Genomic DNA, 24,360 nt, shown 5'->3' on the forward strand with positions numbered 1-24,360 from the left:
CTTATCCGATACATTTATATTTAAGCTATCAAAAAGGAACGAAGTAATTCTACCGGAACCGGCATATAATCCTTTAAAAGATAAAAGATAAACACCCTGACTGTAACATCCTATTCCCATAAAGTACGATTTCAAGTTGCGTGCGTTAAATTTTTAGATACAATTCGGCATCTAAATTTAAACAATTTAATTTAAAAAGTAATGAGAAATTCCGGATTGATGTTACTTAATTGAAACTTAAAATCAACAATTGACATAAGTCAAGTATCATTCCTTTACAGGGTGTGGGAAAATCAGAATCAGGCAGAAAAATTATTGCGAGATTTTTAAAAATTTCCCGGAATAAACCCCTTGTTCTGTCTGTATCCTCAGAAAATAAATTGCATCGGGCAGATTATTCACATTAAACATGTTCAAATCTTTATAGGAATTGGAGACGGGTATTATCGGATAAATATTCCCCCTGATATCCAGGCATTCGACAGACACTAACTTTTCAGGTGCAGGTAATGTAAAAGCCACCACTTCAGCTACCGGATTGGGGAAAAGCCTAAGGGTTTGAGAGGGAGTTATTACCTGTTGAATACCTGAAATTACGAAGGCGGTATCATGAAGGCCGTCAAAGCGCAAATCATCCAGAAAAAAAACAGCGTTTCCGCTAACAGTCTGTGAACGGTTAATAAAATAGATGCCGATATTCGCACTGTCGGGAAAGATGGAATCACTGAAACTGTAAATGATGGAATCATAAAACGGATAGTATGTATTCATTGGGTTTGTAATCTGTAACTGTCCATTGCCTATCAGTTCACTGTTTTTAAACATGGTTACATAGATTACTGCTGTATCGTTCGAGTTCAGATCGGGATAGAATTTATAATACCCGTAAAGCCCTTTGAATTTATATGGTATCGGAAATGCAGGTTTAATGAGCGGATCTATTGTACCGGACAAAAGCATCCTTCCTTTAACGGAGTTTAAATTATTCTGAATCCGTACCGCATAAAGTCCGTTTCTGGCATCTGTGGTCTTCAGTACCTGAAGGAGCACACCATCATAGGTTGCACTTTCCATGTCTGTCGTAATCCAGGAAGCCGGGTGCTCCAGTGAATTGATTTTCCAGTCTTCAAATCCGCTGTTCGGTATGGTTTGGGAAGTACCGGTATAGGACAGATTATCCAACTCCAGCACATTTTCGGGTGCCACCTCTCCCGTAGTGTCAAACATGATATTCAGATCATTGGACAGAAATCCTAAAATGATGGTATCCGGAACGGTAAAGGCATCCGGATAAACAACTGGAAATGCGAGCCTGACAAATTCTCCGTTTGTCGTATACGGTCCGGAGCTGTCTGCAGGGATTGTCTGGATATAGGGAGGTGATGGCAAAGGGGGCGTCAGATAAATGCCATTCTTTTTCAATACATACCCCCAGCTGGCAGGATGACCCTGCCTTAAATTATACCTGAAATGGCCGACAAGACTATCCGGCCGTGCGTTCAACGGAGCGCCACCAGACAATCCGTTACCCGGATCATTGACGACACCCAGTAAAATCATGCTGAAACCATCTTTTGTATTATCCCCTGTCAGAACCATGGATGTGGAACCATCATAGGATATTCCTTTCCGAACCGGCCGATTCAAAAAGGAATTGCTGGATAGCCAGCCGCCGGACAAAATGGTATCAGACCTTGATTCCCATTCCTCAAAATCAAAATTAGGTATCGGATTATCCCCGATGTAAAACTGCCTGATTCCACCGCTGGTGTCACCTCCATCATACACCACATGAAGCCGGTAGTAATAGATTCCGGGACTCAGGACAGGTGACATTGCATAAACACTCCTGAATGCATTGCCGGAAACCGAATCGGGTATCGCATCCAGTGAATTTCCCAGTGCAGGGGTTAGACCGTATTCAAATACCGGATGCAGCAGATTTCCTCTTGGGTTTACCCATCCAGTCAGTTTTACCCTGTTATCCGAATAGATGACGATATCCCCCGTGGTGACATTCCCTGTTACCACCTCCGGAACCCCTATGCGAAACTGCAGTATATTTCCGGCTGAGTCACCACCGCTGTTGTATGCCCTGATACGATAATGGTATAATCCTATCGGCATTACCGGCGTGGTTGCTGAAACAACCATATCTGCATTTCCGTAAACCGAATCCGGTATAACATCTATGCGATTACCCAGCGCTTCCGTTTCTCCGTATTCAAAAATGACATGTGCGCCAAAACCATTCGGGTTGACTATCCCCTGCAGCTTCACCGAATTATCGCTATTGATGGCCGCCCCGCCCGTATAAACACCGGGAATATCCATCTTGAATATTAGTACATTACCGGATGAGTCACCAAACCTGTTGACACCCCTTAGCCGACAGTAGTACGTACCGGGAGACAGCGGAGGTGTAGCTGCAGAAATACTTACAGGAGAATTTCCATACAGTGAATCCGGTGCGACAGAAATCCTGTTACCCATCGAAAGGGTTCTTCCGTATTCAAAGTACGCATGCGTTGCACTCCCATTTGGGTTGACCTGTCCGAAGATCCGGACAGATTTGTCCGTGTTCCTAATGATACTGTCTGTCCGAACGGCTGCTCCTAACGGAATGCTGTCTTCATAGAGAATAAACTTACCGATTTCACCGCCAAAGGCACCACCGTAATTTTTAAAGAAATCCACCGCTTTCAAATCACGAAATGCATCATTGATATCTTCGGGCAGGTAAAAATCCAGCCACGTTGCACCTCCGTCTGTTGTTTTTTTTATCGCCCCGAGATTGCCGACAGCAAAACCCGTATCTGCATCCATAAACCCTATTCCATTCAGCATCTGGCCACCGATACTGTCTTTTAAAACAGTCCAGTCATTACCTCCGTTTTCAGTTTTCAGAATGGTCTGTACGTTGCTTTCTTTCTCACTGCCGCCAATGATAAATCCAATATTGCTGTTTATAAACAGAATCTTTGTAAAGTTTCTGGTACCGGCATCTCCGCCGACATTAATCCGGCTCCAGCTATTACCGGCATTGGTCGTTTTCAGTACGGTTCCAACAGCACCCACACAGAACCCTGTATTGGCAGAAATAAAATAAACGGAATTCAGCCATTGACCGGGAATATCCCTAATGACATTCCATGTATCTGCCCCATTGGTGGTCTTTAGAATTGTCTGGATGGTATCGTTTTCCCTGTTCCCTCCTGCCATATAACCGGTCAGGTTACTGGTAAAATAAACGCCGTTGTAATGACGATGAGCAACAGCCGCAGGCAATGATTTATATTGCCAGCTTTCAGCGGCAGTGGTTGTTTTGAGCATCTGCCCGTTCCATCCCACCAGATATCCTGTATCATGGGATGGGAAACTCATATCGGTAAACCAGGGACGTATCTCACTGAAATCATAATACTGTATCAGCGTTTCCCCTCTGTCCGTATATTTTATTACTGAATTGAGCGAATCGTTTGTTTCAGACCCGCCTGCAACAACAACGGTATTGACATCTAAAAACTTTAACGTATTGATACCACGTCCGTGTAAGGTATTGCCGACTTTCCAGGCACTACCTGCATATTGAGGAACTATACAAAGAAGAAAGGAAACAGCGAAAAAAAAGATTCTGAGAAAGACAAAGAAACGTTTCGAATTTTTATACTCTATAACTCTCATATTGCAAACAGAAGGATTCAACATATTGAACAACAACTCCAGCACATTTCTGTTTAAAATTAATTAAAAAAGATGACCTGCAAGGAGAAATAAAAAGAGTACTCACTGTTTGTCATTATACTGGATAATCATTTTTTCATCATCCGGCTGATATTTCAGATGCAGGAGGAACAGCTCCATCATTTCATCGTCCGCCATGAAAGAGGCATATACATCTTTAGGCGGGTTATGCTGATTTTCCGGATTATCCGACGTATTGTCAAATGTTGCTATAAAATGCACTTCTGACCCTTCCGGTATTTTTCGATATTTATCAAACCGGTAGGTCAGCTGCCAGTTAAACTGCCAGTTATTTATTTTCAGCAGGCGAATGGTATCTCCGTCCGGTGTTACTGCATAAGCCAGCATATTTTTGCACAGATGATGAGCGTGTCCGTATACGCCGAAAACAGACATATCATAAGTAACCGTTTCTGTAAAATGAAAAGTCTGTATTGTATTGGCCGGAATAAAGACACTTTGATTGGTCGCTGACAAATGCTTATAAGTACCATGAACGGAAAACTCATTCACTTCACGTCCGTCGTTCTTAGTGGTGGTCTGTATCAGCAATTGACTGGTATCTACGAACTTTTGTGCGGTGGCAACATAATGCAGGATGACCATGAACTTTTTATCGGGCTCGAGCGTCATCCTGGTTCCAACAGGAAAGATTCCGCAGCTGCTGCCGGGGAACCAGCCTAAAAGGTATTTATCAATATTTACCTTTCTGTATTCATAATTACCGGTCTCCGTATATCCAAAGGATTCAGGCCTCACGAATGAATCTAATTTAACAGAAAGGATTTCGGAATGATGCAGAAAAGGTGTTTTAATCTTAAAGGTATAATCCCTGATATAGACGGGTTCTTTAAAATACCAGTCCAGTATTCCGTAGGTGTAGATGTCATTATTCGTATTGCCGGCTGAATCGACCGGTGCAATATTCAACCGGATATCCGCTGGCAGTATGGATTTGACAACGGCTGTCTTAACGGATACTTTCTTGCCTTTTGGCATACCGCCAGCTGCCCATTTCTTCAGTATTGATTTATCAGAAGCCGAGAGTACATTCTGGTTGTGGAATTTCACATAGGCAGTATCGGCAGGCCAGGGCGGCATGATATTCTCATTCACCACTTTCAGGATGGTAGGAATACGTTTTGCCACGTCCTCATAATCGGAAAAAACAAACGGTGCATTCTCCCCTTCCTTATGGCAGGAAACGCAATGCCTGTTTATAATCGGCTGAATATCGGAATAATAATTCAATGATGCAGCCCATGAAAGGTTACAACAAAACGACAGATAAATAAAATACAGCCTGATGTTCATCTAATTCTATATCTTCCAGTAAGGAATAAAGATAATTACTAAATGGATAGGTTGTAGATAACAGTTATTATCCGGTGTTAAGAATCTTTAGAATACTCTACATTAAAAAATGGTTCAGAAAAATTCAAATAATCCATTACTTTTATGTTACAATAACTTATTGCATGTCCACAAAGAAAATGAAAATCCTTATACCGATAATTGGTTTGTTTTTAATCCTTATCCTTTCAGCATACGACAAAGGTAAAGGAACAGGTGGTTTATATATTTTGCGGAGAGAAATTCCATTTTTATCCTCCAATAAATATAACGACAAGTATGTAAAGCTGGGTAAAAAACTATTTTATGACAGTATTTTATCTGAAACAAGATCATTTGACTGTTCAGGTTGCCATCTCCCCAAATTTTCATTTGCTGACACAGTTCCGTTCAGCAACAGTTTACTGACAAAAGACAAGTTAACCTACAATACGCCGGGCTTAGTGAATCTTGCCTTTTCCAGAAGCTATGGATGGGAGGGAAAACATACCGTACTGGAAGAGTATATCACGTACCATTTAAGTGACTCCTCCATCATGAACCTAAATTCCCGATTGACAGTTCAACGACTTTCCGAGGACTCCGCATATTCCGTCTACCTGAAAAAGACACTAAAGTTTAATACCATTGATTCAGCACTGGTAACCAATGCTCTGGCACAGTATTTAAGAACAATTATAGCCATCAATACAAAGTTCGAAGTGAAATTATGGAATGAAGGACTGATAGCCAAGTCGGACAGTATCATATTCGGCACGGTTTTTAAAACCATGTCTCCCCGTTTTAGATACGCATTGAACTTATGCGTTACCTGTCATTCAGGACAATCCGTTAAAAGTGGATTTATGACTAATATCGGGTTAGATGCCACTGACAGATTTAAATACAGGATACCTGCCATAAAAAATCTCCAGCACACCGGCCCATATATGCATGACGGACGATTTAAAACGCTGGAAGCGGTGGTGGAACATTACAACTCCGGAATAAAATACAACGAATCGCTGGATAATCTGCTGAAGGTGAAAGGGAAAAATGAAGCTATCCGATTAAACCTCAATAAGACGGAAAAGAAACAACTCGTAGATTACTTAAACTCATTGTTTGACCCACAATACAGAACCATATACGATCTGTACAAGGACAAAGAAACACCTCTGAAAGGTAATTAATCTTACTGTTTCTTTGGAATGATGCAACCGGCAGGCTGCGTTCTGTGCTCGTAAGGCAGCTGTCTTTCTATCGAATAAATGGCCTTATAGACATACTGATTCTGAACCACTGATTTTTTCTTAGCTATATCCAGAAATTTGTCGTTGAATGCCCCTCTGTATAATACAGAATCATTTCTGAGCAGATAAAATTCAGGTGTTATATCGGGATCATACTTTTTGACATAACGGTTCATTTTATCCATGAATATGGGAAATTCAGGCTTGTAATTTTTATAAAATGCGCTTATCTCACTTTTCTTCACAAAGGAAGATTTTGGGATTATCCCTACCACTGAGAGTCCTGTAGAATCTTTTATCTTATTCAGATCATAACAGTAATACTGGCATATCGGACAGGTAGGAGAAATAAAAACCAATAATGTGAGTTTATCACGGTTTATTATACCCTTATTTTTAAAGGAGCAGAGTGCTACCAGCAAGCATCCTGCAAAAAAAAACTTGCTATAATTCAAAAGACTTTTAATGGTTATCTTCTTCAATTTAATGCTGTTGTTGATTTTTTAATATTTCCAACCAAACTTAAAAACATCCCATTCAAAGGTAGCTATTTAAAGTTTACAATATTTCGGGAAAATGAAAAGCCCCGCCAAGGGCGGGGCTTTTATTGAATTATCTATTTAATCTTTCACAAACTTGGCAGTATGTAATTTACCCTCCCCATCCGCGTATCGCAGCAGATAAGTACCTTTTGCCAATGCTGAACAATCCAGCTGCAGGATACTCAATCCCTTTCGAAGTGTAAGTGGTTTTTCCAATACAGACTTGCCTAACACATCGTAAACGGAAATATTGGTATTGAATGCATCCAGAGACTGGATCTCCACATTCAGCTGACCACCCGTAGGATTCGGATAGATATTGACAAAGCTATTGGATACCGCGTCAGAAAGTACAATATTAATGATATTGCTGTAACTAAAGCGTCCGTCTTTATCCACTATTTTCAGGCGGTAATAATTATTGCCGATTACCGGGTCATTGTCTGTAAAGTCATAGGTTCTTTGCTGTGTTGAATTGCCAGACGCAACCTTTTCTCCTATAGGCGACCAGGTTAAACTGTTCAGACTCTTCTGTATCTCAAATTTTGACGTATTCTGCTCTGAAGCGGTTATCCACTGCAATATATTCTTACTGCCCTGATTCCAGCCGGTAAAGGAAATCAATTCAACTGGCAGAGGTGCAAAAGGAAACGTCTGTGGATGAATATAGAATGTAGAGAAGTCAGTGATATCGAATTCCGCCGAATAATCAGGACCAGTAGCAATATTTGGGTACCGTTTCATCACCGGAGTAATCAACGTGGCACTTGTATTGGTTGCCGGGGAATTAGGGGGATCCGTATAACTGCCATTTTCACCCCCCTTGAATTTGGTCACCCTCAGTTCATTCATATCACTGAAGGAATACCTTGTACCGATAGCTGCTTCCTGCAGGGCATCGAATTCAGCTTGTTTAAAGAACAGTGTCACTTTAGTAGCCGAAGTGGTGTCTGCCGGCTTAATTGTCCATCTTCTCGGCAGGAACGGCTGATTATCTGCGAATGTTGTATAAACGGTTGGTACCGAATTGGGCGTGTAATACATGACATCCAGACAAGTTTCGGTCGCAAAGAGAGCATCCGGATCTGAACTGTAATCTTCAATTTTGGCGATGATATGTCCGCTTGAATTGTAAAAACTGTAGGTATATCCGTCCCTTACGGTACATGACCTGCAGGCATCTGAAGTGGCAACTGTATTTGCAGTGAGTGTGGTATTAGCCGGTGTTACCGTTGAGGTATCCTTTACCACACAGGTGTTATTGGTTATTGTCCATATGACAGAAGATGCTACATTCGGTGTAAGACCTGTAATGCGTGTGTTTGCGGATGCCGTATTTTCAATCGTTCCGCCACCTGCATAGATGCTCCAGTTTCCCGTATACGGGGCGGCTTCATCTGCAGAAAGAACAGAAAAAGGATCAGAAATACTGCCGCAATACTGCTCTATCGTGGAGGCGCCGGATGAAGGATTCGGCTTATCGAACACAGACCATGATTTTTCATAAGCCGGAGAAGCATCACAGCCTTTAAGTGAAATAGCCTGAACTCTTGACTTGATGGAATAGGTACCTGCTTCAGCTGGTGTTACAGCATTTGTATTACTATACGTACCGTCGTATGGAGAGGATGGTGTCTGAATATCGTACTCATACGTGTAAGCAGGAATTCCGGATGTCACGCCGCTCACGCCTGTTATGGTATACGTTTCATCCCCTAAGCAGGTAGTCGGAGTCGCCGGAGTAGAGGTGACTCCTGTCGGTACAGTAGGATCCGGGTTCACCGTTATCGTTGTAAATGCCGGAGCAGACCAGCCACAGCAATCATCCTGTTCCTGATAGCGCACATAATAGGTAGTGGTGATTCCACTGATTACAGGCAATGATACCGTTGGACTTTGCAGGGTGGATGTAAATACCCTGTTTGTAGCAGATGCCTTTCCCTGCCAGGTGCCGCTGTACACATCCCACTGGAATTTCTGCGGGGTACCATAATTGGTAGCCGTTAGCTGAACCGTACCCTCATCACATATGGTAGCTGCAGGGGTAAGCGTGCTTCCGTCACTGGCTTTTATCGTAATAACCGGCTTAGTGCGGTTAGCAGAGCTGACCGCCAGATACTTCCAGTAGGTAATAGGAGTAGTTTTGGAAATATCATAAAACCCTGCCGTCAATGCATCAGATGTAGTAATATCCGGGCTGAAATTAGCTGCGTTATAGTCACCCGATGCGTCATTATTGTAGTCAGTATAGCTGAATTCTGCCGGCAAACTGCCCCAGGTTCCTCCGCTGGAACTGAGCGAGAAGACAGAGTTTTTGCAAATGGTTCCGTTATTGGTTACAACACCGGCAGACAGCGTATTAGGTATGGAACCGCCGCCATTATCTCCCTGAACGGCGATACTTGTACCAATGTTAGTTATCGTTCCTGAAATAGCCGGACTTGTACCCGAAGCTACAAATAAGGCTGAACGCACACCGGCATCAGCGTCACCGCCTTTACCACCGTCACCGCCTTTTCCGCCGGTGCCGCCATTACCCCCTTTCCTGCTGCTGGTAGAACCTGATATGCTTCCGCCTGCACCTGCACCACCGCCTGCACCACCCGTTCCACCAGTTCCACCCTGTCCGACAACCGTTGCAACGGTTGCAATAGAACAGTCTTTTATAATTCCCCCACTACCTCCATTATATATGTATATTCCGACTGATGCACCACCACCACGGGCACCGACTCCGGCTCCGCCGCCGCCGCCGCCGCCGCCGCCGCCGCCGCCGCCGCTGCCGGTAAACCATTTATTTCCTGTATTGATAAAATTGGATCCGCCGCCGCCGCCACCGCCGCCGCCGCCGCCGCCGCCACCGGCGGTACCATTGGAACCGTAACTTGGCTTATAATACAAACCTACCACACCGGCAGTTGTTGTTCCTGCAGTACCGGGTACCCCGGCGGCACCCGTTCCACCGGCACCTGTTGTACCTGTAGAACATCCATGCGAACTACCGGCACCGCCGCCGCCGCCACTGCCCGTATTGGCTCCGCCACCTCCGCCTACACCTCCGAATCCGCTGACCACGGTACTGGCTGTTCCGCCACTACCGGCACTTGAGCCTGAACCGGCACCGCCGGCACCACTTGTGGTACCTCCACCCGGACCGTTGGTTCCTACGGTTGCATTTCCGCCTTTGTTTCCACCATTAGAAGCACCATCATAACTACCGCCAACTGCCGCACCGCCGCCTGTTCCGCCGCCGCCGCCTGCGCCGCCGCCGCCGCCTGCGCCATTGTTATCCGAATATCCGGACTGACAGGCAGAACCTCCGCAACAGGCACTCGCTCCTGCACCGCCACTGCCGCCGCCGCCGCCGGCTTGTGCAGAGCCACCAATTAAAGTAGCATTCGCACCGCCCGTTCCGCCGTTACCGCCTTTGCCGCCGCCGCCGCTTATATTACAGCCGCCGCCATTGCCCTGGTTAGAGCCGGCACCACCGGGATCTCCGGCTGTTGCGGCTGATGCGGCATTCTGTCCGTTGTAGGCAAGTGCAGCTGCATTACTTTTGTTACGTCCTTCTGTTGCCGTTCCGGATGTGATGTTACATCGGGTGATGGAATAATTGGAAGAACCGTTTATATGAATACCATAGCTTGATTTGCCATTAAGATTCGTTGTCTGTCCGGTTGGATTATTGGCAGTTATTTTCAAATCCATCAGGTTCCAGTTGTTACCGGTACATTTAAAACCGATGATATGCTGTATATCGTTGTCAATTACTTCGTTTGCTCCGGCAGTTATGATAGTGCTGCTTGGAGTAGAAGTTTTAGCCCAGATACCTGAAGCTATGGAGTATCCACCTTCAATGGTTAATCCGGAACTTACGTTAACCGTTGCGAGTTCCGTATAGGTACCTGCCGCCATTTTAATATGTGTTTTTGAACCCAGGTTATCAAAAGCACCGTTAGCCCCCGTTAAATTTAAACAAGGGTTATCGGGTCCTCCGCATCCCAGGACATTTACTCCGTTATTTGCTGCGGGCGCTACATACATAATTCCGCATGCAGGCGAACCGACATAGGTTGTGCAAGTCTTAGTTGAAGTGGTACATGGCCCGGGATTACCATTTCCGGTATATGTAAGTGTAATCGTATAGCCTGAAATTACATTAGGTGTAGTTGGTGCTATCCAGGTAACTGTAGCTGCTGTATTTCCTCCGGGGAAAGATGTTCCGACAGCTCTGCCGGTATTATCTGTCCACGTAAAGTTTGAATTAGCTATCGCGCCGACTGCAGGTGGTGCCAATACGGTTAATATATTACTGGAACCAGGCAGGATCGTTTTACCGCAGATTGTCGTTTGTATATCCGGAGACGCATCCCCCACTCCGGTCGAACCGGGATAATTAGCTGTTGAAGCCGGGAGTCCGTCATATGGATGATAGGTAACCCTGGCACAACTTGACTTAGTCTGTAAGTTACTGATGCTGTTACAATCCGAAGAAACCAGGCAACGGTACAAACGGGTTCCGGCTATTTCAGCCGGCTGGAAAGAGGCCGAAGTCGCTCCTGTAATGTTGGCCCAGTCTGATTCCTGAACAGTAGAACAATCGGTTACATTAGTTACCTGCCACTGATAGAACTTACCCATGCTCCTGCCATCTCCGTCTGTCTGTGCCGTTACAGTAAGTGTGGTTGTTTGTCCCTTACACAAGGTTGTATTGGCAACCGGTCCGGTTACTGTAGGAGCGACATCATATACCCATCTGTATTTCCAGTAAATTCGGTAGTCATTGGTGGAACTATGGCTGCTGCAATCGTTTCTTTCCGTATTGTATTCACCTGACCACGTACATGGATTCAAAGAACCGGTTATGTTGATATTATTACTTCCGGATGAAGGGGAACCAAAGCCTCCGCAATTACCATCATGCGGCATACAGGGTTCTACTCCCAAAAAACCCCCATCATCCGCTTCATAGGCATTCATCTGCACACCCAGCGTATTCGTGTAAGGAACCCCGGAAAGAAAGATATTCGAGCCGGACGTACGGTTAATGTAGTTATCACAATCCACATTGTCCTGTTCCGAATCCTGGGAATTACTCCAGGTACCGGCACTGGAATTCTTAAAGCGGGCATAAACTCGCGGGTCCGGATTACCGTTACAGTCACCATAAAAAAAACAATATCTTGCACCAATTTTTTGACATAAATGATACTTTTTGTTAATAAAATGGATTTTTTATTGTAAAGTTAAATTCTAATTCTATTTAACGACTGAATACCATTTATAGTATTTTTAGTATCCAATTTTAAATAGAATCCACTGATAATAAACCAAAACCATATAGATTTTAATTTATCCAACAAAAAAGTATTTCTTTTGTTGCTGGTCTTATCCATCATTTTCTACGGAAATACGGTAAGCCATGGTTTCTCTCTGGATGATGATTACATTATAAGATATCTGCCGGTCAACAGGCATTCCATTCTTCATCTCTTCGATGTCTTTAAACAGCGATTTGATTATGTTGACTACCGGCCGATACCATTACTGACTTTTGCGCTGGAACAATATATTTTCGGCGGATTAAAACCCTCCCTTTCGCACGGAATAAATGTATTGTTGTTTTTCTTGATATGTTACAGTCTGTTTTTATATATTTCACAATTACCTGTACCTCAATCCAGGTGGCTGGCATTCTTTACGGTCATTGCTTTTCTGAGTCATCCGGTACACGCCAATACGGTGAATAACCTGAAAAGCAGGGATACCTTATTGAGTTGTCTTTTCTGTGTGATTGCTATTTTATATTGGGTAAAATCCTTTCGTTCTGAAAACAAATTTGAGCTGAAATATGTGCTGGTCAGCCTGCTATGTCTCCTGTCGGCTTTATTCTGCAAGTTAGACAGTATGCTGTTTTTTGTGATTTTATTACTATCCTTTGTCCTTTTCAAAAGAAATCAAAAGACGCTTCCAGGTCTGCTTTATATTTTTATGATTCTGGCTGTTTCAGTTCTATTTCGAAGCATCCTGACCGATACATTCATTCCTCCTGAACCGGAAAAGGCACTTGGTGTGCTTTTTATGGAAAACCCCATTGTTGAGGCTAATTCCCTGACCTATAAAATTGGTCAAAGTGCAATGACCTTGTTTTGGTATCTGAAATTTATGCTGATACCGACAGGCTATTACTTCTATTTCGGATATGATACGATACCACTATATAAAGCGACTCATATCGTATCCATATTATTATTGTTGCTTCATATTCTTATCATTACTTCAGCATTCACCTTTATTTATCGAAACAAAAACAAACTGATCGGATTCGGCATACTCTTTTTTTACATTTCACTTGCCTACTGTTCAAATCTGGTTACACCGGTAGCCGGAATTGTTGCGGACAGATATGGATTTATCGCCTCCATCGGATTCAGTATCATTACTGGCTGGTTACTCTTAAAAATCAGTGCACGCTTATTGGCATCCGGCGGCAAACCTGAAATTAAAGTCCGGCCTTCATTATCTGATTATGTCAAACTTCTGTTGCCGGTTACCATTCTCTGTGTTTTATATCTGCCATATGTGTGGGATAGAAACGCCGCCTGGAAAAATATGGATTCATTGCTGGAGAAAGATATGCCAGGTTTAAAGAACTCCTATGAAGCCAACCGGATAGCGACAGCCACCTACCTGAAACAAGCCAGAATAACTTCCAACCGGGACAGTGCAGCTATCTTATTAGACAAAGGACTGACCACCGCCCTGCAGGCTGACAAAATATATCCGAATGAAATCTTCATTCTTGAATCAATCGGTATAGCCAACATGAGTTTGGGTAATACCAACCAGGCACTGGCTGCCTTCCGAAAAGTGCTGCACTTAACAGACTCGAGCCTGGTAAGCTGTGATACATACGGGGATTATCTGTTAAGAAATTATCAGTTTGATTCTGCGGCCTATTACTACTATAAGACCATAAAGATTGTTCCCGGCGATCCGGAGGGTTATTACAAATATAACACTGCTTTGCTGTATGCAAAAAAATATGATGCCGCCCTTCAATTCGGAGACAGTATCATTGAGAACAACCGGAATTTGTTTATTGGCCACGAATGCAAGGGATTTGTATTCTTAAATATGAAAGACACCCTCCGTGCGTCACTTGAATATCAAAAAGCATTTCAGCTGGGGATGAAATCGCCGGCCATTGCATCCTTCTTTTATGATTTTTTTGAGCAAAAGAATGACTTGGAAAGCGCTCGGAAATATGCTCCTTATATTACACCCGCCAATCGCCCAGCCAACTAATGTCTAAAATCAAGAAATATCATCCCGGCAACCTCACTGCATCAAAGAAATCAACCCCCAAGGAGAATTACAGCGGTATAAAATTTCTTTTTTCAAACAAAAAACATCTTCATTATACGTTATTAACCATACTCACATTTTGCCTTTACGGCTGGACGGGTACATTTGATTACGGATTCTCCGATCAGTATGTCTTAAGTGCGCTGAACAATCTGGACAATACATTTAAAGGATTTCTGAATATTTTCAAACAAACCTATGCGGGGAGTGATTACAGGCCGGTGACTGTCTTATCTTTCTGGCTGGAAAGATACCTGTTTAACCAGACCAATCCGCATATCTCCCATCTGGTGAACGTACTGCTGCTGGCTGCCATTCTGATTAAACTATATGATCTAATCCTTCTGTCCAGATTTTATGCAGATGAGAATAAGCTGATCGTCTTAGCCATGCTGACCAGTCTTTTTTTTCTGATTCATCCGAACCATGTAAGTGTGGTTGCCAATATAAAAAGCCGGGATAATCTGTTGAGTATGCTGTTTGGTGTTTTAGCCTGTATGCAAATCATTCGTTTATTTGATTTAAAACAGTACTGGAGAATAGCGTTATCCAGCCTTTATCTCCTTCTTGCCATTTTTTCCAAATTAGACTCCGGTACCCTTATTTTAGTACCCATACTGCTTGTCCTGTTTTACAGAAAAACGGACAACAGAACAATGGTAAAATACATCGCCATAACAGTAACAGCCTTCTTTATCGCATCCGTTTTAAGAAATTTATTCTTGCAGTTACCATCAGAGGGTTTAAATGCAGTTAATGTACAATTCGACAAAAATCCGATTGTGGCGGATGATACGTTTATCCATAGAATCTCTCTGGCGCTGACTTCATTGTATTACTATCTTAAATTCTTATTGATCCCGTGGGGCTATCATTTTATATTCGGATACAACCAGATTCCATTAACGGGTTTGTTTTCCATACCGAACACGATTGTATTTACAGTTCTGTTAGTATTTTTTAGTCTCGCCATCATTCAATTCAAGAAGAACAAGATTTACCTTTTCGCTCTCCTGTTTTATCTTTTTTCCATTTCATTTGCACTAAACCTGGTCACTACGATTGTCGGCATCGTTTCCGACAGGCACAATTTCATACCATCCTTGGCTTTCTGCCTGGCATTAGCCGCACTATTCACTGACCTGTATAAAGCAGAAAGTTTCTCCATTTTTAAAAAGCCGGTACTGATTTCGCTTGTAATGGTGTATCTATTCTTTACGATATATCGGACAAAAGACTGGAAAAACAATTTCACCTTAGTCGAACATGACTTACCCTATCTTACAGAATCTGTAAATGCTCACAGGATTGCAGCCGCAACGTATTGCAATGAAGCATTGTCCGAGGAGATGAAACCATCCTATGACAGAACCTATACCGACCAGCTCATCCAGAAGGCTGAGCAATATGCCATAAAAGGACTTGAAATATATGAGCCTGTTGTCGAGTTGTGGGAAATAAAGGGGCTATGTTCACTATATAAGAAAGACTATCAGGCCGCTTTAACAAATTTCATCAAATGCAGAAATATTGACTCCAATTATCTGGGGGCCATCAATTACATTGGATTTACCTACTGGAAATTGAATAATACAGATTCCGCCTTTTACTATTTCGATTATGTTGTCAAAAGGGAACCCTTTTTTGGATATTCGGCAAATAATATGGTGGATATGCTGATAGCCAATAACCAGAAACGGGAGGCAGACAGTATCCTGCATTATCTGAAACAGCGATTTCCGGAAGACAACCGGTTAAACCGAAAATTAGAAGAACTGAAATAAACGGCATAGAAGCAATCAGTGAAACGTAGAGATGTCCTGTTCTTTCGTTAAATGCCGTTTTGTCAAACCATTTCCTTGCATTTTTGATTGAAATGTTTAAGGGTTTGCTCATCAAAAAGATTATCTCCGGCATTTATAAACTGGATTTTGGCAGTTCGAAAATATACAATCCGGCAATGTTTTCAGCCTATTGCCCAAAACTGCCAGATAATATAAGTTTGATGCATTGCAGATTTCCGGTTAATTTTTTCCAACAGGTTATTGGCAAAACCTATATAGTTGATTTTTGGGAGCCGAAACAGGGAAACAGGTATGGACTTTATCCTGTTAAAATGAAAAATTACTTTATCCAGGTTTTTTAATTTTGATATGTCATCCGGGATTTCGGATAAGTTCCCTTCAAACATGATTAGTTTTCTAAGGCGGCTCAGTTCAAAAACGGATGGAGGTATGGTATGAAATGTAAACTGGGAAATATCCAGGTATTCTAAATTGTTTAGTAATTTCAGCAGATCGGAAATAGTGTCGAGGCAATTGTTATTTATTGACAATATCCTTAAATCCGGCAAAAAAAAAGCTGAATGCGGAATGGCAGTGAACTTATTATAGTTTAAATTCAACGACCGTAAGGAACTCAGCTCGTTAAACCAGACAGGCAAACCGGACAGTTGGTTATTGGACAAATCCAGTGTTTCTAAATTGGAGAATGAAAGTATATCCTCCGGAACTTCCTTTAATTGCTGATTATTCAGATAGAGCTTTGTAACCTGAGAAGGATTCTTCAATGCCATATTCAGGTTATGGTAAACACCGCCCTCGTCCTGCCCGTATAAAACAGCCGGAAAAAGTGAGGACTATCGAATAAAAATATAATTTTGAAAGAATGTCATAAATAGATTCCACAAAAAAGCATGCTGAAAACAATTCCGGAAATAAAAGATAAAAATAACAAAATATACCAGAAACGATTGCCTTAATAAATGCAAAATACAATTGCCGGCTTCAATATAACACCTAAAGTAAAAAAATATGTATATTAACGCCGCATTCTGAATACATTTGCACATAATTGGACGGCATGATATCACTTTTTAATAGAACAAAGTTTTATTTTCTATTTTTTATCACTGTATTTGTTTTTTACGGATCAGCCATAAAAAACGACTTTAACCTCGACGACAGGTATATATTTGAAAATATACCGGCAAAAGAGAGTGGAATTAAAGAAACATTTTCGGTCTTTGCCAAACGATTTAATAAGGTTGACTACCGGCCGGTAGCCATGTTCACCTTTGCGCTCGAGCAACAGATTTTTGGAGAGATTAACCCTGTCGTTTCGCATTTCATTAATATATTCCTGCTGGCACTTTTATCATTCATCCTGTTTTCAACATTAAAGAAGATTCCTGCCAAACACATGGAATCAATTGCACTTATTGCCACCTTACTGTTTATTGCGCATCCGGTGCATAATGGGGTCGTGTGCAGCTTAAAGAGCCGGGACGGCCTGTTCAGTATGCTATTTACAATCTTATCCTTCAGGCAGTATGTCCTTTATCAACATCACAAGAAAACAAGCTATATTTTCTGGGGTTTGCTTTGCTACGCTTTGGCATTAAGCTCGAAACTGGATGCTCTCAGTTTAGTCTTTATCATACCATTAGCCAACAGCATCCTATACCGGAAAAACTGGAAAAACTCCCTTCTCTTATTATTTCTTTTAGCGCTTGCACAATTCATATTCCGAGATGTGTTAATAAACAGGTTTATTCCTATAGACACCCATTTCTTAAACCGCGGGAACCTATTTACAGAAAATCCCATCTATAATGACAGTACGCTGATAACCACATTGGGGCAGGCGGTCAGCACGTATTTCTACTACCTGAAATTCATGTTCATACCCAAAGGATATTACTTTTATTTTGGATACAATGAAATACCACTCAGACCGATCTATCATCCAATTGTATTACTGGAACTCATCGTTGTCATATTTCCATTGTTACTTGCCATGTATCTTTACAAAAAGAATAATGTTTTTACATTCGGCATATTGTATTTTTATGTCTGTTTGATTTACTGTTCAAACATCATCACACCGGTACAGGGTATTATAGCAGACAGGTATGTTTTTATGGCATCCCTGGGAATCTTTATCAGTACCGGTGCGATATTGATGCAATTGGTTCATACTGAAAAATGTTTGCATTACATCCGTAAATTAAAACCAAATAAATTCAGCCCTGATGCAATTGCTTTACTTATCACTGCACTATTATGCCTCGGCTGTTTACCATTTGTACATAGCAGAAATAAGGCCTGGAAAGACATCCTGACACTTTTCGAAACGGACCTTCCAAACCTGAAAAACTCTTTTGAAGCTAACAGGATTGCATCCACCACTTACACCAACCGTGCCATGAATACTCCCCTGCCGGCAGAGCGGACAGAACTCTTCCTGAAAGCATTGCAATATGCCAAACAAGCGAACAAGGTATATAGTAAAAGTATTTTCGTAAATGAAACGATCGGATTATCTTATTATGGATTGGGAAAGATACCGGAAGCGGAAAAGCATTTCAAAAAGACAATCACCCAATTTGACACTTCCACGGTAAGCTGGGATTTGCTCGGTGACATCACCTTTAAAAGAGGAAATTACGATTCAGCTGCCCTGTGTTACGGAAATGTACTGCGCGTATCTCCTGACAACAACTCAGCTTATTATAAATATCCGAATTCCCTTCAGCTGGCCGGAAAAAAAGACAGCGCTTTCAATTTTTTAGTTCAGCTTGCAAAAGAATATCCGAACTGGTATACGCCTTATGAAAGTGTCAGTTATCTGTATTTCAATCAGGGTGACACGTTGCTGGGACTGAAGTACCTCGTCATCTCATTTGAAAACGGGCTTCGAAACAAGGGCACCTATGACGCGACAAAACAGCTGCTTGTTGATAGGAAACAACAACCTTTACTGGACAGGCTTAACAAAATCAGCTGGTAAGGAAACGGAAATGTTTTCCATTGCCTTATCATCATACAACTGCTTGGTGATATTTCTAACAGGACCTGTATCATTCGGCTGAATTACATACCTGTACTCCGCGAGGTAATAATTTCCATATTCACTTTTAGGAATTTTACGGAGGGCAAGTTGATAAAAGTACCAGTATTTTATAAAAACTCTCGTATACCATTTATCGCTATTATGCATGGCTCTCGCGTAAGACAACAGATGCATCTCCATTCCTTTGGGATGAAAATTAATTTTATACCGAGTTGCCGGAATGATTTCATCGGTAAAGAAATCATACAATATCCCATCTTCCCCTTTATACTCTATACTTAACCATCCGGCCTCCGTTATAGGGTTAGGTGCAAACATTTTCCAGTTTTGAAATAAAAATGAATTCTCCACGAACACGGGTATATCTATCACTTTCAGCAAATGGGCAGCAGCTTTGGCGGATGCGGAATTCCTCCATGCGGAGTTTTTGGTAAGAAACAGCAAATTTTTTTCACAGATCACATATAGAATAAATGCAGTCAGTACAGTCAGTGCCAACATTTTCAGTTTGGAACCCACAGGTTTCATATAGTCTGCATTTTTCTGATAACCGATGCTATCCCAGAAAGATGCCGGCAACAGTAACCCTGCCGCCGCTATTCCCGTAATAGAAAAGCTGCCAACATCCGTCAGCAAGAATATGCTTCCATGAAAAGCAATCAGGAAAATGACTGCAGCATATCTCAATACATCCCTGCGCGACGGGATAAGAATTAAAAATGGAAGCATCACTTCAAAAAATAATGTGAGGTAGGTCAACGGTCTGTACACCCAACTTTTATCAGCAAAGAATGAAGCCATTCCGCTTGCATTCCATATATCTGAAGCCATTATCTTAACGGCATATCCGTCGGTCCACGCTTCTCCGTATTTCGCCAATCCCGTGCAGCAATAGATCCAGCATAACTGCACAATCAGTATGATGGAAACCCAAAGCGGAATTTGCTTCTTAATATCTTCTTTCTGAATAGAAAAAAAACTGCTCAATGGCAAAAAACAGGACCAGGTAAGTAATTGAAAAGTGTATTTATCGAACCCGGGGTTATACCGAGCAAATGCCTGCAAAATATTAAAATAAAAAAATAGCAGCAGGAATGAAATCAGTCGTGTGCGGAATCCTATTGTAAAAAGCACGCCCAATAGGATGGAAGTACCCATCCAGCCATAAGCAAATAAGTCGTTCCTGATATAATCAAAAGTGGAAAAGGCATCTTTACCGTTCATGAACTGCATCACCTGAACGGGAATAATGGTATGTTCTCCCCAAAATTGTGCCGTAAAGGGCAGTTTGATAAAAAGTAAGTTGTACAGAATGCTTATTCCCAGTAAGATACGAAAGAGCGAAACGGAACGTCCATCAAAACGGAGATATTGAAATTTATGAATGCATGACTTCATCATGCAATTTACGAGGATTGCTTTACAATTTCCTAATTTCTTCTCTCAGTTCCAGCAATGCCCAAAGGCCATAAAAGGTGGGTTTAAATTTAGCATACTGGCCATTCGCATTATATTCCTGCCAGCCGCCGTCGCTCAACTGAAGGGAAAGAAAATAGACGATATCCTTTGCATTTTTCTTTAGCGTAATGTCTTTCCCGTAAAGTCCAAGGGCAAAAAACTCAATTGAATTAGAAAGAGAGCGTTCTACCATATTTTTGGGAATGATGGCAGCTGTGTCAGTGGCAATTTTACTGATACTGTAGACCTTATTCAGTTTGTTATAAATTTGAGTTTTGTATGCCGCTGAATTATTTTCCTTGTTGCCGCAATCTCTGTTAAATTCTACAAAAGTCCAGTAATATTCCAATTGTATCGATTTAGAGTAATAATCAAAAGATTTATAGAGGGTGTCCAGCATTTTATCTGTAATAACGAATTCATTACAAAAAACAGCTAATCCTGAACGGCCTTGCTTGGTATACATACTTTGTAAAAACAGATTATAGATATTCTTCTTATCAATTTCAGCGGCACTTGCTTTTACGAATGCGGTATCCCCTATAATCTTCCCATATGACTTCGTAAAATTCTTTTGGATTTGATTTTCATCTATCATGATAAACGAATCTAAACCGAGGTTGAAGTGTTTATTTACGCCATTGAATTTCAGTGCAAGCTCAACATCGCTGTTATATCTGTTGTATGCTTTCAGCAATTCTTTCGATTTATAAATGTGTTGATCAATTTTTCGCAAAAGAGAGTCCTTTCCGTATTGCTTTATGAATACATCTAATGTATCATCCGTTAATCTGTTAAATTGAACAACTGCAGGCTTGTAGAAAGATACCGATTCTTCAGCCTTAACTATGAAGCATGAAAAGGAGACAAGGAATAACAAGGAAATAATTCTCATAATCAGATTTTTATTAAAAGTCGTCAAAAATACTAATTTATTGTAATCAGTTCACAATTTTTATGCCACTTTTAACAGATTCTTTAAAAAACCATCCCTATCCCTTCGTTGTATGCACTTCACAGGAACGGTGCATGACCTATAAAATATGGATCAAACATAGTATCTTTGTTAAAATGCCTTTTACATTTGCACATACCGGGTACATTTTACCTGTAAAAAAGAAATGGTCTTCACATCTTTCAACAACGGGCCTTGTGTTTGGCAGTTTAGCACCGGATTATGATATTCTGTTCCGATTTTCAGAAAACAGGTTTCACTTGTTTCAATATGACCTTTTCTCCATTCTGTTTTACATATATCCGCTGGCGCTCCTTAGTGTCTTTTTTTTTCATCTGACCTGTCAGTCAGTCTTATCCGTAAACCTACCCCCCGTTATACAAAAAAAGGTTTCGTCTTTTTTATCCATAAATATAATTCCAGAGTTTAAGTCTCATTTCATAAAAATTTCTTTCTCCATTATTTTGGCTGTTTTTTTACATCTGCTATTGGATATCATGTGCCACATACTGGATGCCTGGAGTGTAAAGACATTGGTCCTGGCCATCACCGGAAGCATTCAAACAGCCAATATTTTTTATGGACTTGCCATATATGCATTACCTGTGTTGTTCTCTTTGTATGGGTTTTACCTGCTCTGGAAATATCTTACCTGTGAAAACCCGATAATTTCGGACTTCCATATGACGCTAAAACAACTATCCTTCTGGTTCTTGGTAATCCTACTGTCGGTGGGTATCAGCATCTTAAAATTTTATATCTTTCAGCTGCAGGAGGATGGCTATCTGGCAGATCAACTGATTATATCTCTTACTTCCTCCTTTATGCTTTCCTTTTATCTGATTTGTTTCTATTCTTATATCGCTAACCGTATCCGTAAAACCCAGTAAGATGAAGGCTACCGTAAACGGATTATGGATACAGGGAGAACTTTCTGCTTTAGAATTACTAACCATACACTCCTTCCTACAAAATGGCTTTACCTTCCAGTTATGGACGTACACACCGGATACCATTAATGCACCTCCGGATACAGTCCTGAAATTTGCCGGCACAGTCATTCCTCAGTGCCAGGTCTTTTCATATGAAAACCCCAACAAACACGGGCACGGCAAAGGAAGTTATGCCGGATTTTCAGATATCTTCCGTTATAAATTATTATATGAGCAGGGAGGCATCTGGACAGATATGGATATTACCTGTCTGAGGCCATTTGATATTCCTGCCGAATTTTTCTTCCGCTATCACCACAAAGTGGGTGCGGTAGGTAATTTCATGAAGTGCCCTGCACACAGTGAGATGATGAAATGGTGTTTCGAACAGGCTGTCCAAAAAGTCACTGCTGAAAATAAAAACTGGATGCTTCCAATTGAGATATTAAATCAAGGCATACTGAAATATGAATTAACACCCTATATTCAGAAAATATCCAATAATGACAGTTTTCCCGAAGTCATGCGCATGCTTTCCGGAAAGGCAGCCATACCGAACGAATGGAAAATCATTCACTGGATGAATGAGGAATTCAGGCGCCTGGATATTTCTAAGTCCATTTTCCTAAAAAATTCCGTCGTCCAGCAATTATTAAGTAAATATGCAATTCCGCCCCAAACCTATGAGGGTAAAAAAATAATCCGACACAAAATTCTGTTAAGCCGATACTGGTATCTGCTGAAAAATATTAATTCTACCCTGAGCTGGTATTTTTTGCCGAAGTAAATAATTCCAGGTACATCTTGGCGGCATTATCCCATGAATAATTCTGCTGCATAAATTGCAGCAGCAACTCCGGATACCGGTAGTTTTTTAAAAATTTATCGAAATAAAATGCCTGTATCTTACCGGCAATATCTGCCGGATTGGCATACTGAACGAAATTCCCATTCAGACCTTCCAGGATCACTTCCTTATTACCGCTGACATCGGTAGCACAAACATATAAACCACAAGACACCGCTTCCAATACACATAACGACATGGCCTCTTCCCGGCTTGGAGCAATCAGCAGATGTGCTTTGGTATATTCTTCCATTACCTGGCTCTGACTGATTTTACCCATTAATTCAATGTCTTTCAGATTATTTTTGATAATATAATCTTCAATGGCACCTTTTAGATTCCCATCTCCAATTATCTTCAGGTGTATCGGGATATTGTTATGCTGCAACCGTTTGAATGCCCTAACTACAGACAAAGGATCTTTTTGTTCGACCAGCCTTCCGACAAATAAAGCCTGTATCGTCTGATCACCGGCATCAAACCCCTTTCTCACTTCAAATGACAACAAGCCGTTTGGTATGACTTTATTCTTATCCCTATTTTTCTTGCCCAGAAAATTATCTGCACTGTTCTTAAGTTGTTTCGTAAGTACGACATTGTAACTCGAATGCAGCAGGATGTTTTTTATGACGGGAAAACAAAACAGATGCCATAAAAACATTTGTCTCGGACTGAACCATGGTATATCATGTCCATGAGAAAGTATTATATATGGTATCTTAAACCGCTTTAATATATACTTGGCGACAATTCCTCCCGGAATGGTGAAATTAGCCAGACAAATATCAAACTGACCTTCCTTAAAATGTAGACCGGCATACTCCCTGCTTTTCTTCAACCAATCATACATCTCCAGCGGGTTGGACTGATGGGTGTATTTCCGTTTAGATACCAATCGAATGATATTCAAGTTATTTTCCGCATGATATTCCGGCTCTCCGGAAAACCAGGTGGTAAGTATCGTAACGGAATGACCTTTATTTATAAATTCATTGGCTAAATGCTGGGTAACCATGCCTGCACCTCCGCCTAAAGGCGGGTATTCATAATTCAGGATTAAGATATTCAAAGCAGA

At 41.4% G+C, this 24,360-nt stretch carries 14 protein-coding genes; 6 read left to right on the plus strand and 8 right to left on the minus strand.

The features are described 5' to 3' along the window. Positions 1 to 312 precede the first annotated feature (312 nt). A complete protein-coding gene (locus IPM95_02430; GenBank protein MBK9328172.1) occupies positions 313 to 3,684 on the minus strand; it encodes a T9SS type A sorting domain-containing protein in 3,372 nt (1,123 codons plus the stop codon). Between the two features lie 102 nt (positions 3,685 to 3,786). Continuing rightward, positions 3,787 to 5,058: a hypothetical protein gene (locus IPM95_02435; protein ID MBK9328173.1), complete on the minus strand. Its 1,272-nt coding sequence runs from the start codon at positions 5,056 to 5,058 to the stop codon at positions 3,787 to 3,789. Positions 5,059 to 5,222: 164 nt separating this feature from the next. Here IPM95_02435 and IPM95_02440 point away from each other — a divergent pair, with 164 nt between their 5' ends. Continuing rightward, on the plus strand, positions 5,223 to 6,269 hold the full coding sequence (locus tag IPM95_02440; GenBank protein ID MBK9328174.1) for a hypothetical protein: 1,047 nt from the start codon (positions 5,223 to 5,225) through the stop codon (positions 6,267 to 6,269). A gap of 2 nt (positions 6,270 to 6,271) precedes the next feature. On the opposite strand, the gene IPM95_02445 is transcribed toward IPM95_02440, so the two are convergent. Together IPM95_02445 and IPM95_02450 are read right to left on the minus strand one after the other, a co-directional pair. Then, positions 6,272 to 6,688, minus strand: a complete 417-nt coding sequence (locus tag IPM95_02445) for a hypothetical protein (protein ID MBK9328175.1) — start codon at positions 6,686 to 6,688, stop codon at positions 6,272 to 6,274. Positions 6,689 to 6,949: 261 nt separating this feature from the next. After that, positions 6,950 to 11,938: a T9SS type A sorting domain-containing protein gene (locus IPM95_02450; GenBank protein ID MBK9328176.1), complete on the minus strand. Its 4,989-nt coding sequence runs from the start codon at positions 11,936 to 11,938 to the stop codon at positions 6,950 to 6,952. A 309-nt stretch (positions 11,939 to 12,247) separates the two neighbouring features. Here IPM95_02450 and IPM95_02455 point away from each other — a divergent pair, with 309 nt between their 5' ends. Together IPM95_02455 and IPM95_02460 are read left to right on the plus strand one after the other, a co-directional pair. Beyond that, positions 12,248 to 14,179: a hypothetical protein gene (locus IPM95_02455; GenBank protein ID MBK9328177.1), complete on the plus strand. Its 1,932-nt coding sequence runs from the start codon at positions 12,248 to 12,250 to the stop codon at positions 14,177 to 14,179. Then, complete coding sequence (locus IPM95_02460; protein ID MBK9328178.1) at positions 14,179 to 16,023, plus strand: hypothetical protein; 1,845 nt, start codon at positions 14,179 to 14,181, stop codon at positions 16,021 to 16,023. Before IPM95_02455 ends, IPM95_02460 begins: the two co-directional genes overlap by 1 nt. 182 nt (positions 16,024 to 16,205) lie before the next feature. Here the strand turns inward: IPM95_02460 and IPM95_02465 are convergent, their stop codons facing one another. Continuing rightward, entirely contained in the window at positions 16,206 to 16,814 is a 609-nt protein-coding gene (locus IPM95_02465; protein MBK9328179.1) for a leucine-rich repeat domain-containing protein, read from the minus strand. A gap of 287 nt (positions 16,815 to 17,101) precedes the next feature. Here IPM95_02465 and IPM95_02470 point away from each other — a divergent pair, with 287 nt between their 5' ends. After that, positions 17,102 to 19,030: a hypothetical protein gene (locus IPM95_02470; protein ID MBK9328180.1), complete on the plus strand. Its 1,929-nt coding sequence runs from the start codon at positions 17,102 to 17,104 to the stop codon at positions 19,028 to 19,030. Here the strand turns inward: IPM95_02470 and IPM95_02475 are convergent. Next, positions 18,998 to 20,491 (minus strand): HTTM domain-containing protein, encoded by a 1,494-nt coding sequence (locus IPM95_02475; GenBank protein ID MBK9328181.1) that lies wholly within the window; start codon positions 20,489 to 20,491, stop codon positions 18,998 to 19,000. The genes IPM95_02470 and IPM95_02475 overlap by 33 nt on opposite strands. A 22-nt stretch (positions 20,492 to 20,513) precedes the next feature. Then, positions 20,514 to 21,446 (minus strand): hypothetical protein, encoded by a 933-nt coding sequence (locus IPM95_02480; protein ID MBK9328182.1) that lies wholly within the window; start codon positions 21,444 to 21,446, stop codon positions 20,514 to 20,516. Between the two features lie 176 nt (positions 21,447 to 21,622). Here IPM95_02480 and IPM95_02485 point away from each other — a divergent pair, with 176 nt between their 5' ends. Further along, a complete protein-coding gene (locus tag IPM95_02485; protein ID MBK9328183.1) occupies positions 21,623 to 22,396 on the plus strand; it encodes a DUF4184 family protein in 774 nt (257 codons plus the stop codon). 1 nt (position 22,397) lies between these two features. Beyond that, positions 22,398 to 23,225 carry a hypothetical protein gene (locus IPM95_02490; protein ID MBK9328184.1) on the plus strand — a complete coding sequence of 276 codons (828 nt, stop codon included), beginning with the start codon at positions 22,398 to 22,400 and terminating at the stop codon, positions 23,223 to 23,225. On the opposite strand, the gene IPM95_02495 is transcribed toward IPM95_02490, so the two are convergent. After that, the gene (locus IPM95_02495) at positions 23,194 to 24,354 is read right to left on the minus strand and encodes a glycosyltransferase family 4 protein (GenBank protein ID MBK9328185.1); all 1,161 of its coding nucleotides are present in this window, start codon (positions 24,352 to 24,354) and stop codon (positions 23,194 to 23,196) included. The genes IPM95_02490 and IPM95_02495 overlap by 32 nt on opposite strands. Positions 24,355 to 24,360 lie beyond the last annotated feature (6 nt).

The organism is Sphingobacteriales bacterium, from assembly GCA_016719635.1.
Classification (GTDB): Bacteria; Bacteroidota; Bacteroidia; order Chitinophagales; family JADIYW01; genus JADJSS01.